Genomic DNA, 15698 nt, shown 5'->3' with positions numbered 1-15698 from the left:
CGTAAAAAAATCATATGAATTATATCATGTTCCTTACATTGCCCATACTAAAAAATATATCAAGTCCGGTTAATTACTTATAAACTAGTTTCAATGATATATAGTTTAAACCTATAATTTAGGATTGCCATGACGGAGCAAATATAATTGTAGGGTCTCGCTTCCGATCCTACTACTCGGCTTTTCTAAACTTGGAAAACCGAAACTTCTGTTTGTAATCCTTGGGCAGTATCATCCAATCGTTCCAGAGCATTATTCGTATCTCTTAGAGAGTCAGCCGTTTGTTGTGATGCTTCGCTTAATTGAACCATCGCCTCGCTGATTTGTTGAGCACTTTCCGATTGGTTTTCCACACGTTTATTTGCCATCTCAAACTGGGGAGTCAGGCTCTGCACTTGCTCAATTACTTTAGCAATTTGTTCACTAATCTTGCCGACATTTTCTACACTAGTACTGACATCTTTGCTAAATTTATCCATTTCCATCACCCCAGTTGACACCGCTGATTGCATCTCTTTTACCATGGTCTCAATTTCTAGAGTAGCCACTGCCGTTTGGTCAGCTAGCCGCCGAATTTCCCTAGCCACAACCGCAAAACCCGCCCCATACTCTCCTGCTTTCTCCGCTTCAATGGCAGCGTTGAGGGATAGTAAATTAGTCTGATCCGCTACTTTAGTAATAGTGGTTACAACGCTACTGATATTATTGGCTTTTTCATTCATCACCCCCAGTTTGGCAGAAATAGAACTAGTAGCATTGGCTAAGTGACGCATGGTACTTTCCATACGCATCAGGTCTTGTTGACCATGGCTAGCGCTATCAGCAGTAATTTGAGACAGCTGAGCGACTTGCTCCATAGTTTTAACTAATTCCCCAGAGGTATTGGCAATTTCTTGAGCTGTGCTTGTCACCTCGTTGGTGGAGGCTAATTGTTCGGTCATGGTTGCTTCTAATTGCTTACCAGAGGCAGCAATTTGGGTGGTGGAGCTAGTCATTTGGATACCAGACTGTTGCACCTTATAGATCAATGAATTGAGGTTTTCAGTCATCTTTTTGAGAGATGCCAGTAATTGTCCAATCTCATCCGTTGAGGTAATTTCCACCTTGGTACTCAGATTACCAGCCGAAACTTCTTCTGCTATATCTACTGCTTTGTTTAACGAATTAACGATATCCCGGGTGACAAAAATTCCAAAACCTAGAGTAGCCCCAATGATAAAAATGAAAGCAATCAGTACGATGTTGATGGTACGTTGTTGGTCTTCTTTAGCAATATTGGCTGAGTTTTGAGATAATGTAATGGCTTGCCGCAATAGACTCCTCATTTCTGCTTTAAGTTCTTCTGCGGACTTTTGCATCCGTTCTGCAGCAAATTCCGCTTGATCGGGTTGATTTTTAACAATTAAACTGAACGCTTCCTCAGATTTATTGCCATAAATATCATGCATTATTTTATATAAATCTAATTCAGATTTTAAATCTGACCAGTATTCTTTTTGCTGATTACTTAAGGCTTTTTGGATTTCACGTTTGAGGATGTTATCAACTTTTCTAAGAGCGTCGTCTACTAATCCATCCCTTCGCTTGAACTCCCCTCTGGCTTCACTAAAGGTGTTTCTAGCAGTGGCGCTTTCTGCATATCGGGAATTAAATCGAAAGGCCCGTTCAAAATTAACCGCCTGAGCAAGTTGACTTTCTTGCATTTCTGTCATGTGCTGAATTAGGGGGAGATCTTCTTCAGCTATCTTACCGATTTCAGCCGCTAATTTTGACAGTTCTATCCAGGTAATTCCCCCTCCTAAAAGTATGGTAAAACTAGAAAATATTAGTAGACCTAGTAGTTTAGTTGCAATTTTCATTTAATTCCAGGTAGCCCCCGTTGCTATTTACTCTTCAGGTTTTGTAGTCGTTGAATTCGCTGTCGGATTAGAGTAGCTTTAGCCAGCTCCCCACGATGTTCTTGAAGTAAAGCCAGATGAAAGAGTGCTTCGTAGTAATTCGGTTTCAGGTAAACCGCTTTCTGGAAGCATTGCTCAGCCTGCTCGTCATTGCCCAAGGCCTGATGGACTTCTCCGAGTAACACATAAGCCTCAGCACTAGTCAAATTTTGACTTAGGTAAGTTTGGCACAGTGTCGCCGCTTCCTCCAAACTTCCTTGATTGGCTAATCTCCTGGCTTTTTCAAGCAAGGATTCTTGTCCCTTTTCAAGCTCCCTTTGTAAACAGGACTGTTTGATTGCTTTAGACTGTCGATTAACCAGGGCAGAAGGGGAAGATGATGTTGTTTGGTCTTCCTGGTTTTGCCCCTTGTGCTTTTCCTGTATTGGATACAGAGAATGGATCAGCGTCACTGGGGACTTATGAGTCGGGAGTGACGATGAGGTTTCCCAATTTCTCCTGCGCCCCTGTTGAGAGTCCCTGGTCTGGCCTTCTCCAAGATGTTTCACCTTCTGATAGGCAAAAGCAAAGGGATAGCGAACGGACACAAATCGATTGGTAGTTATTACTCCTGTTTCAGCAGACCCCACAAACAGCAAACCTTTAGGCATTAATAAGCGATCTAAGAGTTCTATAGCACGGAAGCGGGCAGATTTATCTAAATAAATCAATAAATTGCGGCAGAATATAATGTCATAGTTGCTCTGAGGCTTGCCCAAGGGCTCTAGGATGTTACCATGCTTGAAATTAACCGTATTCCGCACCAACTGACATAATTCATAACCATCTGCTGTTTGCTTAAAATAGCGTTTTCGTTGCTGTAGCTGGTTGCCCCGAAAGGAATTCCTGCTGTAGAGAGCACGTCGAGCTTTGCGCAATGCTTCCTTGTTGATATCAATGGCATCGACCCGAAACTGATTAGGAGTCAAACCCGCATCCAGCAAGGTCATAGCAATGGAGTAAGGTTCTTCTCCAGTAGAACAGGGTATACTTAACACCCGCAGGATGGGGTGGTTGGGTTTGGGCAACCACTCAGATATGACGTAACGACTCAGAAACGCAAAGGGTTTTCTGTCCCGGAAAAACCAAGTCTCTAGGACAACGACCGTTTCAATCAGTGCTTCGAGTTCTTGAGGTGAGGTTTGCAGTTGCTGCAGATACGTTTGCTGATCCGGTAAGCCACAAGCCAATCTTCTGGTTTCTATCGCTCTAGCAATCTGTCTAGACCCAATAGTACTGCCATCCAAACCGATTTTCTTTCTCAGCAAAGCCTCGATAGTCGCCTGAATCATTACTATTAGTTCTTAGTTGTTAGTTAGTTGGTAGTTTTTGATTTTCTGCTCCAGTCATGCCTAGGACTATTATTTCCTGGTAAAATCCGGCATGTACTAGCAAAACCTGTAAGGGAGTAGCCAAAAAATAAAATACCAGATTTTAGCTTGTAGGGTGGGCAAAAACATTTTGGTTCAAATGAGTCTTATAGATAAGATAACTTTGCCCACCCTACTTTAATTGGTATTTTTTTTACATGCAAGTCCCTAAGTGTATCCATCTTTTCGGTGTATTGCTGATATATCTTGAGATTTGCAACTTTTGTAGCCCTTGGTTCCTAGCGGGGTGAATCCAAAGCTTCCTTTGCTTCTAGGGGTAACTTTGCCTATTCCTAGTTTTTTATGCTTGGCTATGTCCCCAGTAACAAGCGCCTTTGATTGGTTTCAATGGGTTGTGTCTGATGGGGTAACCGTATTTGTTAAGTGCTGCTTTCTGTCTTCCTCCGGGTCCCTTGCAAGTGACTAACAGGGGTTGAGAGGTTCTCAAGACCAAGGTCTCAATATCCCCAACACAAGCGGCATCAATCCAGTGCTGCTTAGGCAGTCCTAGTTTCGTCCGGTTGTATTTGGTTTGCGCTCCCGTTCCTGTGACCACAAGCTTGATTGATCGAAGTACCTTCACTAACTTGTTGCGAGTCGTATTCACCGCTGCTGCATCCGGTAATGGTTGCTTGGCTTTAGTTTTGATTTTCTGAAGTAAATTTGGTTTCTTTTTCAGAAAATCTTCTATAGATTTATTACCTTTCCGTTGATTACATTTTTCACAGGCTAAGCAGAGATTACTTACTCGTTCGCGTAGCGTCGGCTTTGCCGAATTACTTCCCCCTTTAGATTTTGGGTGAATATGTTCAATTTGTAACGGGATGGACTGCTTGCCACAATAGGTGCATTCTCTTCCCCATTTCTCTAGCAAGTACTCTCTAACTTCATAGCCAGCTAGCTCTCCTTGCTGGTACTGAATGCCATTAATTTCAGGGTTTGGCATTTTTTGAGTGTCAAACTTAACTCTTTCGACCCAAATCTCATTGACCGGGCAAAATTTTATCAATCGTTTTACCCAAGTATGAATAGTCAAAATCCTGTGTTCTAAACTAGGTGGGAGCCAGCCGTCTTTTCGTCTACGGTTAAGGAATCTTGGTTTTCTGTAACGGGTGTGACGATTACGTCTTCCGCGCCTTACAGCCTTTCTATACTCTAGTTTTTTCTTGATCAATTCTCCTCTGTGCTCTAATTCCATTCCCCAGATCACCTGATTGTTTTGGACTAAGGCAAATCCAGTTGTCTTGCTACCAGGATCAATTTTAATGTGACATGGTAATACCACTGGATTATAGATCGCAGTTTTTAATATGATCGTGAAGGGATACATCCTAAAAACCGCCGCCTTACCTTTGTCTAGTAACCGACGAGCCTTCTTTGGGGAAATCGGGTTTAGTGGTCGTTTGTTTGTGTCAATAACAAGTACGTAATTTTGCATTGTTAAATGCCTCAAAACTGGTAATGTTTTCCTTGACAAGGTTGTAATGGCTTGTTGGGCTAACTACACATTTGCCTTTGTTTTAATAGTTAGCGATAGAGCCGGGAGCTGGAGGTCACTCCCGGGTATCATGACCAAAACAACGTAGGAACAAATCGCACCTTAGTCTGCATCCTAGCTGACAGTTCCCGGAGATTACCGGGAATTGCCTAGGCTTTGGCTAGGAGGTAATAAGTATATCTGTTGGGACTCCGATAACAAATACTCTAGCCGGATTCGTTGGATCATGCCTTTTTCATCCATAATCATTTCTCCTAAATAAGGAGCGTCATTCATTTGAACTCCGGCATCGACCAACTCAGTATCTGGTTTCTTTAAGGTTTCTGTGATTCGTTCTGACATCAAACCGAAGCAGTAATGAGTATTATTCTTAGCAACGTAATTGACCATTATAATCCGCGTGCTTAAGTGGGAGCGGCTGGGAGTACCTTGAATTAAATGGCACAGATCGATGACTGGCACAATTGCACCTCGGTAGTTAAACAAACCAGCCACATAGTCAGGAGCTTGGTGTATTTTTCGGAGGCTGACTCTGGGAATTACCTCCACGACCTGAGAACTATCCAGGGCATAAAGGTCATTTCCTACATAAAAAATCAACATTAACATCGGTTAATTGGTGGGAATTTATATAACGATCTTGCTAAGAGTATTGTTTTTAAGTGATAGGGGATAGTCTTTTCTTCTTTATTTAACATCATTGAGCCTCTAAATTTCTGAGTGCTCAAACCCCTAATTAGCTTTTCTGAACTAGATTATGAAGTAAATGTGAAATAATGGTCAAAATGTGAAAATAATCTGCTATTTATGAAAAAGTTATGAAAAAGTTATGAAAAAAATGTGAACTAAACCAGCCTAATACTTCCCCATCTACCTTAGTATCGCTCCTAGGTAGAGTGTCTCTACTTGTGTCCAAAATATGATCTAGGCGCAAAGAAAGCATTTGTACTGGGATATGTCCCTCAAATTAGCGAGTTTTTCTACCCATGCTTCCGTTGGACTTGGAGCAAGCAGATTGACCCTAGCCTTCTACACGCAATTACCCTCAGAATTCAAGACCTTCACTCTTAGTTCACGCTTCTAGGGGCTATAACTATTGCGTTGCAATGGTTTCAGGAGTTCGCCATCGTTTGCCCCCTCTTACCTGAAATCCATATCTGTCAAGGGATTTGAGCACTTAAGATTTACTTTATAAATTAGCTCTTACTCACATCTTGCACCATTCTCAATCAGCTTGGTTCATGTAGGGTGGGCAGTGCACCAGACAGATAATGAAGCTTGCAAAGCGCGTTGGTAGGCACTGCCCACCCTAAGATTAATCACTTTATAAATTAGCTCTTAAGTGCTTTAATTATATTAAACTTAACAGCTGATAGCTGATAGCTGATAGCTGATAGCTGATAGCTGATAGCTGACAATTTGATTGACTAATAAATAACTGAATTATGAAGTTGGTTTTTGAATGGCTGAGCAAAGTCTGGAACATCGTCTTAAAGGTGTTTACCACCAAGCTGTTTCAGCTGGGCACCCAAGAGTTGTCTCTGATTATGATAGTCCAACTCATAGTGATGGCTATCGTTACCTTATATATATCTCGTAAACTTCAGGACGTGATTAAGCGTCGGGTGCTAACTCGCTTCGGGTTAGATCGTGGGACTCGCGAAGCATTGTCCTCCCTGATCGGCTATGTTCTAACTGTCTTAGGATTTTTGATTGTTCTGCAAACGGCTGGGATTAACCTCAGTTCCCTGACTGTTTTTGCCGGGGCAATGGGTATTGGTTTAGGCTTCGGACTTCAGAATTTAACCGCCAACTTTATCAGTGGTCTGGCGATTCTGTTTGAAAAACCAATTAAGGTGGGAGACTATGTCAAAGTTGATGACCTGTCAGGAACTGTAGAAAAAATCTCGATTCGCTCCACCACTATCCGCACCAATGATGGGGTGTTTGTTATTGTTCCAAATACTAGTTTCCTGGAAAACAATGTGGTTAACTGGAGTTATGAAGACCCCAGAGCTCGGCTCAGAATTCCTGTTGACGTTCCCGATGAAAGCGATCCAGTCATCGTGACAGAAGTACTGTTAGAAGCGGCTCGCAAAGAACCAGAAGTTTTACCATCTCCTGCTCCTGAAGTATATTTTAAAGGGTTTGGAGACGGCATGGATTTTGAACTCTTAGTATGGATCGACAATCCCCCAAATATGGAATCAATTCAGAGTAGTTTGTATTATCTGATAGAAGAGCAACTTCGTGAGCAGGGAATCGAGCACGCCGAGCCTCAGAGAGACCTGTATATCCGAAATCTGAAGGACTTAGAATTTCTGCTACAAAAACCTCAACAAACTGGTGCTGGTAACGGCTCATATTCTCAGGAAGAATCCCTTTCTAACAAAGCTGTACCCGCTGCCAAAAAAAACAAAGTAAAAACTAACTCTAGAGGAAAATTGACCCTGCGAGATCTCTTGCGGAAGGTGAGTTACTTTGAAAAGTGTAGCGATAGCGATCTACGACATATAATTCAGCAAGGATATCGTCAAATGCTCAAAGCAGGGGATATAATCTGTGAAGAAAACGACCCAGGGGATTCATTTTATATTATTCTATCTGGCTTAGTTGAAGTTTTTGTGGAATCGATCGGAAAACGGGTTGCCACCCGCAAGCCAGGGGAATTTATTGGAGAGATGTCTTTGCTTCTGGGTACCCCCCGTACGGCTACCCTTCGCGCCCTAGAAGACACGATTCTGTTTGTGGTAGACCGGGAAAATTTAAAGAGTCTTTTAGCAAAGCACAAAGATTTAGCTGACCAAATTTCCGAAGAATTATTCACACGTAAGGAGACCCTAGAGCAATTAGGAATAAAGGTAGGTGGAACACAGGAAAAACAGACTGGTACCAATCAGATTCGCCAACGCCTTCAATCGCTCTTTGGGATTTGACAGGGTTGTTGGAATTGATTTTACAGCTGGGTTTCCAAGTTTGGGTGCATCTAGCTTTTGCAGAAAAAATTATATAGCGCTTTTTATCCTCATGAGGTACACATATTTTTTTACCTCTTCCCTGTTCCCTGTTCCCTGTTCCCTGTTCCCTCTTCCGAAGTCCCTGCTCCGAACGCGCCCCGCGTGGCCTACGGCCTCAGTCCCTGCTCCCTAAAACCAAAAAAATTGTACCTTACTAGATTAAAAACCGCTATAACACCCTTGAGGTAAGCATTAACAAAGTCGAAGTTTTCCTTGGGGTTCATGGTTTCTGAAAGGGTAGTGAAAGAGCGAATATCTGAGAACATGATCGCCATTTCTTTACTGACGTGATTCCCCAGCTCTACATCAAGAATAGTTTCTTTTTTAAGAAAGTTAAGATATTCAAAGGGAACAAATCGGCTATAGGACGTATTGGTTTTTTCTAATTGCTGGTGAGCTTCTCGCAAGAGTTTATGTTGTTTTTATAATTCCCGATAGGACTGTTTAGGTTGGTGGTGAAATTTTCATTCAAACTCCGACCCTCAGTCTGGATAATGGGGCAGTGATCACTGCTAAAAGTCAGAGTGATGCTTCAGCTGGTGAAATTAGCTTAGATGTGGACACCCTAGCATTAACCAATGGTGCTCAGATTTTTACCTCTAGCTTCAAGGGTGGTGATGCCGGTAGTATAGCAGAAGTCAAAAGTCAGAAGTCATTTGTCAGAAGTCAAACTCTTGCGCTTACAAAGGGTGTGAGACTAATGTCGATGTCCTAACTGCCCTGGCGACTGCTATATTACTATCAATGCTTCTGAAAACATCACTCTCTCTGGTATTGACCCTACCTACAACAAGCGATTAGCGAGAGTTGGACGAAACAGGATTGACCCAGATGGGCCAGCTAGTGCGATCGCATCTCAGGCAACCCAAACAGGCAAAGCGGGTTCCCTTAACCTGAATACCAAGACATTTAGCGCTAGCGATCGCGCATTGGTAACGGTCAGCAGTACAGGTACCGGTGTTGCTGGAACTTTGGACATCTCTGCTGATACCATCCAACTCGACAATGGTTTCCTCAATGCTAAAACCTCTGCTGGAGACCAAGGGAATATTACCCTCTCTAATGCGAAACTCATTGTATTACGGAACAACAGTGAGATAACGACTAATGCCAGGGATACTGCTACTGGTGGCAATATTACTATTACTACTGACTTTTTACTGACATCAAAGGGTAGTAAAATCAGTGCCAATGCCATTTTAGGCCGTGGGGGAAATATCACGATTTCGGCCATTGGAATTTTTAGCGATCGCACTAGTAAGATTACTGCGTCCTCCCAACTTGGTATTGATGGCAGCGTTACTCTCAATACTCCAGAGGTTAACCCCGCCCAAGCCTTAGACAAGCTACCTGTAGATGTAGTAGATACCAGCAATCAAATCATCACCGATTGTGCAGCAAACAGCGGCAATAGTTTTTTAGTTACCGGAAAAGGAGGAATCCCCGCTAACCCAGCTGGGGTGTTGCGGGGTCAAGTGGTGGTACCGGATTTGCGGCTGATGGTTGATCAAAGCAGTACACAATTAAGCAATAGGAGAAGAAGCCGGAGTTGGAGGAGAAGGAAATTAGGGTATAACAGCCCAGATCAGGCACAACCAATGACTAAAAAGAAATCACCTATCATTGAAGCCCAAGGATGGATAATTAATCAGCAGGGCATTGTGGAGTTAGTTCCTTATCCTGCCCAAGGTAACTATAGTAGTTGGAATAGTAGTTGGAATTATCCATGTTTTAGGAAGTAGGGAGTAGGGAGTCGGGAGTCGGGAGTCGGGAGTCGGGAGTCGGGAGTCGGGAGTCGGGAGTCGGGAGTCGGGAGTCGGGAGTCGGGAGTCGGGTGAAGAGTGTGGCAAGTGTGGAGAGGGTAACTTCAGTGTACAAAAACTAACTATAGCGAGCTTTTATCATAGCTATGAGGTACACATAATTTTTTACCTATTGCCTATTGCCTATTGCCTATTGCCTCTCCTCACCAAAACTTTTTCAGCAAGCCCTAACTAGAGAGAAATGCTTCCACCTCAGCTAATGTAGGTTGAGCTGCGATCGCACCAGGCTTGAGAGTGGTCAGTGCGCCTACTGCACTGGCATAGGTGACAATATCTTTGGCAACGGTTGGATCACTCAGACTCGACCAGTCACGGTGGCATAGTTGATAAATAATGCCACCAGTAAAGCCATCCCCGGCACCGGTTGTATCCTGGACTGCTACATAAAATGCTGGTAATTTACCTTCGTTTCCTCCCAGATAGTAGGCGCAGCCTCGTTCCCCGGCTGTGACTAATACCCCTTTGACTTTATCCAACCGTTGTGCGATCGCTTTTGGATCAGCAGTGCCAAACAGAAACTCTCCCTCCTCATCAGTCAGTTTCAGGAAGTCCGCTTGCTGGATCATGTCTTGAATAATTTCAATGGCAGTATTGGCATCATTCCAAAAGACCGGTCGCCAGTTCACATCTATAAATATAGAGACCTGGTGTTGTTGTGCTAACTTAACTGCTTGGTTAATTGCTGCCTTACTCTCGGGATAAGCTAATTCCAGAGTCCCCAATACTAGAAACTTCGCTTCCTTAAATAGTTCAGTAGGCAAGTGATCGGCTTGAAGTCGTGTATCAGCGAATTCTGTGGTATCGATATCACCAAATCCTGCAAAACTGCGATCGCCTGAGGCATCTCGGACTACATAGACGATCCGTGTGGGAGCTGTACCATGACGCTGTACTCCCGTGCCATCGACACCAACATCCTTTAACAACTCTACCAGTATGTCTCCTGGCTGATCTTGACCAATACAACCGATAAATGCAGTGGGTATACCCAGCTTTACTAAAGCACAAGCAGTATTCGCTGGTGCGCCACCGGGATAGTCTGTCCAAGACTCCACCTGTTCTAGGGGTTTTCCTGGCTGATTAGACAAACGGTCAAACAACATTTCACCAGCACAGATCACCTGGGGACTTGTCATGAGGGTATTCCTTACCTACCAAACGTAATTGAACGGTGATTCGGGTAGTCTATCGCCCATCTTCTCACAAGGAAGTGGCGCGCAAGTATTTCACCCAAACTGACATCAAATTATACTGTAGGTTATTATTATCTCCCGACTAATTAACATAATCGGACTTATTGGTATTTTAAATTATCTATATCCGCAATAGTTTTAAGCAATAGTTTTAACTCTGGTGGGAAGTAGTTCTATTAGTGGAAATGGCAGCAATCAGAGTTATTGGTATTTAATTTTTACCTCTAATTCCCTTTGAAATTCACTTTTTATTGTTTGTGATTTTGTCGATAAAAATAACAGGAAGTTAAAGACTGACTGCAATGGTAAGGTGTGATTCGTTCGTTGGGCAAAGTACGCTATTTGTACTCGTAAATAAAGACGATAAAAATCGATTAATTCAGCGTTTTTATGAACGGAACAGCTAAAAGCGATTGGCCGTAGGCGGGGCACTATACATTACTGGCTTGCAGTGATCATTGATTTTCCTGTCGTCTCTTGTTAACTTTTTGAGGCGACAAAGATAACAAAAGCCATATTTGCCGATGACGATAAAATAGGTATACTTATTAATAAGCGATCGCATTCCCCGTCAATGGTGCGATCGCTAAGTGGAGGATTACTCCAGTTCAATGTCATATTCATTCTAACCATGGAAAATAAGCAATACGTAACTCACTGTCCTTTCTACATTGGAGATATCAAGGCTGATGGTTTCAAGACGGAGTCTGGAGATTACTTGATGTCTCAAACCGGCTCTGCTGAAACCATCGGAGAAGATGAGTCTTACGCCCGGCGTTTTTTGCAGTCAAAAGCCTTCAAAGATATATGGGGCAAGGGTTTTACGCCCGGCACTTTCGAGGTTTTAAACCCCAAGCAGCTGAAGGGTCAGACTCGTATCAAGGGAATTCCCCCGGTCATAGTTGGCCTTTACTGGAACAGCAGGGGGAACAAGGGTAATAAGAGGGCTTTTGCTTTAACTAATGGATTGATTATCGATGCGTTGGAGGAAAGAATCCGTGAAGCTTTTGGTGATACAGCTACGATCAAACAAAGAAACGAAAAACTTTCTGAATACGTGAGTCTCTTAGAAGCTGAGAACACCGATCTAAGAAACAATAGCGAATGCTGGAAGTATATCAACCAGGAACTGAATCAGCAATTAGAAGACCTTTCGGAAGGTATGGCTGAACCAGACCATCTAGAGGCAGAAAATGCTCGCCTGTTGCGAATATTGCGAGAACATGGAATCGATCCATATTCCCCGCAGAACTACATTTAATCAATCGCATCCTACCATTGCACTCCACACCCCGGCAGTCGCTGGGGTTTTTCATTGGTACAGCGATCGCAGTGAGAATCATTTTTCCTTATCATCTTCTGACCCTCGACCAGTAAGAGACGCAGATGATTCAGACGCTCTCAGTTTATCATCACCACCATCGCCCATAAGGGTTTTAACCTTAATGGGACATGATTTTTAAGACTTTAACTCAAGACAATATTTTTTGTTCTAATGGTATTAGAAATGTCCTAATTTTCTAATTAAGCTCAATTTAATATATAGACTTAGAGGAGGTCACAGGGACAGGAACGATCCTCAACTCACATTCACTTTATACTATCTACTTACTGCTTGATGATTTTAAATCTTAACTGTTGATTATAGTATTTTTTATCGTCACCTAAATCAATATGATTATCAGGGGACTCACTATTACATATCCAGTCAGTTAAAGGTCTTCTTCCTAAGTTGGGATTTCCCTTTTTCTCTTGTTTTAGTAACTGTAAACAGATTTTATAATTCTTTGAACTAGAAATAGTAAAAGCCAATTTCTGATTGATCCAACCCGTATCATCTCCTAAATATATCTGATTTGAATAATTACTGGAATTTTCACTGCACTCATTTTCCTCTATTGTATTACCAGAATCAGGACTATATCTACTGTAAAAAGCACAGATTTTAGTGTCGCGAGATTTAAGGTTACTTTCAGGTTTAAATTTTAAGTAACTTTGCCACAGGTAGTCGTTTCCTAGCTCTACCCAGTCGCTTTCCGTAGATTATTTTGCACATTTCCAACCACTATCATAAAACTCACTACTCCCAGCCTGTGTTCTAGTATTTTTCATACAGAAAATATTTTTTGAACAATTATTTCCTGATGAATTCACCAAGCATCTAATCTCTTGATTCCACACTCCTACAGCTACTCCTGTCGCCGCAATGATTACACCTGCTACTGCTGCCGAAACATTAACTTTTTCCCACCAGTTCGTCATCTTTCAAGATTGGTCAATAAAATATACAATAAATTTAACATATAATAGCGTACAGCCGACATACGTGTAAAATCGGACATGATGTAAAGTAATATTACAAGGCGTAAACCTAGGGTTGGTGTAACGAGGGGCAACCTTGTAAAGTTTTGTAAACTTGCCCTCTTTTAGAACCTTGATTAATAAGAAATACAAATCTCAACATTGCCGAAAATGTGTCCTTCTAGGCAAAGTACACTAGAGTCTAAGTTGCCTTCATGTCTGAACTGCTAAATCAGACATGTCTGCTGGTTAAATCAGACTGCCTGAAACATGGCTTGGGTAAGTGTACTTTCTCTTTCCTCCATCGATGCAACTGTGGAAAACTCCCGTACTTGGTCGTGACTATTGAAGGAGATGTGGGCAATAATGTATACCCAAAATCGAGGCAAATACAATCAGAACGTACCTTTTTGCCTCTATCGCTCGCACTTTCATCTTAAGTACAATTCACCGGACAGGAATTATACTTTTTCCATAATTGAAGCGATCGCCTTTGGCGGAGGCGCAAGCCTCATCGCTTCAATTATGGAAAATCAATAGGTCGGTTTTGTGTCACCGCAGGTCACCGCAGTACAGCTAACATCTTTTGTTCGGGTTAGCCCTGAGACCCTCGCTGTGCAATGTTTGTAGGGCTAATATCCCTTACTGGAGGTTAGCCCTACAACGATGTAAAAGGGTCACATATTTCGCCCGAGATTACCCTTACAAGCCTTGGCAAACAAAGGTTTTGGGGGTAACATCAGCCCTTTGAGATTAGCCGCACATTTTCCCTTTCGACTTCTACCATCGATGCAAACGTGGAAAATCTCCCGGTTTAATAGCGTGACCAGTCGGCCACTGTCCCTGCGGTTAATCGACCACAGTCCCTGGTTTCACTTCTCACTCTCAGCACAAAAACAAACAAGTTCTATTTGGTGTAGCGTCCTGTCTACTATACAGACCCCTACTTCCAACACAAGAATTAACAGATTAAAACTAATATTAAGTGCCGTTATCTTTTTGTTATTTCCTAACAGTATAAAAAAAAGATAACAAAAAGTGTTGTTAATACCCATAAGGGGGATTATCGGCACTACAAATTGCCTATAACCGCAAGAGTTGTAAGCAATAGTTTCATGGATGCAGTTGCCTGTGATGGAAAGTAATTCCGTAGCCGGAATTCAGGTAACAGAACACGGTCGAGTCCTGGAATTAGAACTGGCTCGTGTGTCGGTGACCTGAGGGGGTGACATGAGCCCTAAAAAACTCAGTATATAAGGCTTTGATGCCAATGAGCTTATGGAAGATACAGCCCCAAATTAACCCTCGATTCATTTTCTGGACGCTCAAACCCTTATAACATAGTCCAATGTCAGCCTAAAACAGAATGTATATTTTTGTAACTTATGGGCTGAAATTATTACCTAGTGAGGATTTCAGCTTGCATGTCCCTCTCCAGTCATAAATCTTTAAAGAGAAGGTGATAAATATTTATAGCCACATAACACATGTTTTGTAAACTATACAATATATTAGTAATAGTTATAAACATAAAATAATCAATACATAATTTAAGTTATTTTTATTGGTTAAAATAATAGTTATTATAGTTAATGTTTATTTTTTTTAAGTTTTAAAAAAAGTGAATAAATATATTTATCATCTAAACAAAATGTGTATCAAACAAAATATATGTGCAGTTAATATATTAACGCCGAGGTGCAATGAAAGCCAGTGAAATTGTCAATAAATATGCCCATGGGTAAAGGAATTTCCAGGGTGCAAATCTCCGGGGTTTGTCTTTTAAGAGGAAAAATTTATCCGGGGCTAATTTTAGTGGTGCAGATATTCGAGGGACAAATTTTACACAGGCTAAATTGAAAGGAACAAACTTCAGTAAAGTTAAGACAGGACTACAACTTCACTGGAAACTTATTCTAATAGGTTTTTCATTGGTATTATCAGCAATAGCCGCATTTGGCTCAGCTTTTTCTGGTATTATTGCAGTCGATTTTCTGGTTTTTACAGTTAAAAGTAATGAATACACTGTTGGTGCTAGTTTGATATCCCTCGTTCTAGTCGGAGTATTCCTGATTGTTACGCACTTCCAAAATCTAGTATGGGCTTTAGGAGTTAGTGCTGTAGTCGGTGCAACAACTATAGCTATTACTGCTGTTTTGGATATGATTAACGGGATTATAGCTGGGGCTGTTGCTGGGGTTTTTACAGCAGTGACAATTGCTTTATCTTTTGTCTTAGCTATATCCCTAAATTTGATTATAATTTTGACTAAACCTACTGCCGCAGTTTTGACTTTGGTTACATACATGGCTGGGACTGTGGCTGGATGCAAAGTAGGGTTAGATGTGAATACTGCCCAGCCTATTGTCCAGCCTAAGGATTCATATATAGCTGTTTCCGTATATCTAGCCCTAGTTGGGACTTTATTGGGTGGATACAATACTAGGCTAGCCTTAAGCGAAGACAATAGATTTGTTTTATTCGTTCGATTGCTATTACCTTTGCTGCTATCAGAGGCACCAGCTTCCTGGGTTCTGATTTAACGGATGCCGACTTTAC

General features: G+C 41.9%; 15 protein-coding genes and 1 pseudogene. 5 read left to right on the top strand and 11 right to left on the bottom strand.

What is annotated here, in order from left to right; all coding sequences use genetic code 11:
* Positions 1–185: 185 nt before the first annotated feature.
* The 4 genes and pseudogenes from LYNGBM3L_RS47685 to LYNGBM3L_RS20855 form a co-directional block, all read right to left on the bottom strand.
* Positions 186–1859: a methyl-accepting chemotaxis protein gene (locus LYNGBM3L_RS47685; RefSeq protein ID WP_008187546.1), complete on the bottom strand. Its 1674-nt coding sequence runs from the start codon at positions 1857–1859 to the stop codon at positions 186–188.
* 23 nt (positions 1860–1882) lie between these two features.
* Complete coding sequence (locus LYNGBM3L_RS20865; protein WP_008187545.1) at positions 1883–3229, bottom strand: CheR family methyltransferase; 1347 nt, start codon at positions 3227–3229, stop codon at positions 1883–1885.
* 246 nt (positions 3230–3475) lie between these two features.
* Positions 3476–4745 (bottom strand): annotated as a pseudogene (iscB, locus tag LYNGBM3L_RS20860) (RNA-guided endonuclease IscB).
* 195 nt (positions 4746–4940) lie between these two features.
* Complete coding sequence (locus tag LYNGBM3L_RS20855; RefSeq protein ID WP_044494127.1) at positions 4941–5414, bottom strand: chemotaxis protein CheW; 474 nt, start codon at positions 5412–5414, stop codon at positions 4941–4943.
* A gap of 836 nt (positions 5415–6250) precedes the next feature.
* On the opposite strand from LYNGBM3L_RS20855, the gene LYNGBM3L_RS20850 reads away from it, so the two are divergent.
* The gene (locus LYNGBM3L_RS20850) at positions 6251–7741 is read left to right on the top strand and encodes a mechanosensitive ion channel domain-containing protein (RefSeq protein WP_008187538.1); all 1491 of its coding nucleotides are present in this window, start codon (positions 6251–6253) and stop codon (positions 7739–7741) included.
* A gap of 188 nt (positions 7742–7929) precedes the next feature.
* On the opposite strand, the gene LYNGBM3L_RS20845 is transcribed toward LYNGBM3L_RS20850, so the two are convergent.
* On the bottom strand, positions 7930–8229 hold the full coding sequence (locus LYNGBM3L_RS20845) for an adenylate cyclase (protein WP_008187535.1): 300 nt from the start codon (positions 8227–8229) through the stop codon (positions 7930–7932).
* Between the two features lie 95 nt (positions 8230–8324).
* Here LYNGBM3L_RS20845 and LYNGBM3L_RS20840 point away from each other — a divergent pair, with 95 nt between their 5' ends.
* Together LYNGBM3L_RS20840 and LYNGBM3L_RS41315 are read left to right on the top strand one after the other, a co-directional pair.
* Positions 8325–8537: a hypothetical protein gene (locus tag LYNGBM3L_RS20840; protein WP_008187534.1), complete on the top strand. Its 213-nt coding sequence runs from the start codon at positions 8325–8327 to the stop codon at positions 8535–8537.
* Between the two features lie 214 nt (positions 8538–8751).
* Positions 8752–9564 (top strand): S-layer family protein, encoded by an 813-nt coding sequence (locus LYNGBM3L_RS41315; RefSeq protein WP_008187531.1) that lies wholly within the window; start codon positions 8752–8754, stop codon positions 9562–9564.
* On the opposite strand, the gene LYNGBM3L_RS44020 is transcribed toward LYNGBM3L_RS41315, so the two are convergent.
* The 3 genes from LYNGBM3L_RS44020 to LYNGBM3L_RS44015 form a co-directional block, all read right to left on the bottom strand.
* Positions 9554–9700: a hypothetical protein gene (locus LYNGBM3L_RS44020; RefSeq protein ID WP_154659868.1), complete on the bottom strand. Its 147-nt coding sequence runs from the start codon at positions 9698–9700 to the stop codon at positions 9554–9556. The genes LYNGBM3L_RS41315 and LYNGBM3L_RS44020 overlap by 11 nt on opposite strands.
* 112 nt (positions 9701–9812) lie before the next feature.
* Positions 9813–10781 (bottom strand): carbohydrate kinase family protein, encoded by a 969-nt coding sequence (locus LYNGBM3L_RS20830; RefSeq protein WP_008187529.1) that lies wholly within the window; start codon positions 10779–10781, stop codon positions 9813–9815.
* Positions 10782–11318: 537 nt separating this feature from the next.
* The gene (locus tag LYNGBM3L_RS44015) at positions 11319–11456 is read right to left on the bottom strand and encodes a hypothetical protein (RefSeq protein ID WP_229414630.1); all 138 of its coding nucleotides are present in this window, start codon (positions 11454–11456) and stop codon (positions 11319–11321) included.
* Positions 11457–11469: 13 nt separating this feature from the next.
* Here LYNGBM3L_RS44015 and LYNGBM3L_RS45975 point away from each other — a divergent pair, with 13 nt between their 5' ends.
* Positions 11470–12099 (top strand): hypothetical protein, encoded by a 630-nt coding sequence (locus LYNGBM3L_RS45975; protein ID WP_008187526.1) that lies wholly within the window; start codon positions 11470–11472, stop codon positions 12097–12099.
* Between the two features lie 347 nt (positions 12100–12446).
* On the opposite strand, the gene LYNGBM3L_RS47680 is transcribed toward LYNGBM3L_RS45975, so the two are convergent.
* The 3 genes from LYNGBM3L_RS47680 to LYNGBM3L_RS44010 all read right to left on the bottom strand — a co-directional run bounded on the left by LYNGBM3L_RS47680 (position 12447) and on the right by LYNGBM3L_RS44010 (position 13534).
* Entirely contained in the window at positions 12447–12650 is a 204-nt protein-coding gene (locus tag LYNGBM3L_RS47680; RefSeq protein WP_008187524.1) for a hypothetical protein, read from the bottom strand.
* Positions 12651–12881: 231 nt separating this feature from the next.
* The gene (locus tag LYNGBM3L_RS20815; RefSeq protein WP_008187522.1) at positions 12882–13100 is read right to left on the bottom strand and encodes a hypothetical protein; all 219 of its coding nucleotides are present in this window, start codon (positions 13098–13100) and stop codon (positions 12882–12884) included.
* A gap of 293 nt (positions 13101–13393) precedes the next feature.
* Complete coding sequence (locus LYNGBM3L_RS44010) at positions 13394–13534, bottom strand: hypothetical protein (RefSeq protein WP_154659866.1); 141 nt, start codon at positions 13532–13534, stop codon at positions 13394–13396.
* Positions 13535–14914: 1380 nt separating this feature from the next.
* On the opposite strand from LYNGBM3L_RS44010, the gene LYNGBM3L_RS20810 reads away from it, so the two are divergent.
* Positions 14915–15682 (top strand): pentapeptide repeat-containing protein, encoded by a 768-nt coding sequence (locus LYNGBM3L_RS20810; RefSeq protein WP_008187519.1) that lies wholly within the window; start codon positions 14915–14917, stop codon positions 15680–15682.
* Positions 15683–15698 lie beyond the last annotated feature (16 nt).

Origin of the sequence: Moorena producens 3L, from assembly GCF_000211815.1 — a bacterium.
GTDB classification, from domain to species: Bacteria; Cyanobacteriota; Cyanobacteriia; order Cyanobacteriales; family Coleofasciculaceae; genus Moorena; species Moorena producens.
This window is presented reverse-complemented; position numbering and strand designations above follow the sequence as displayed.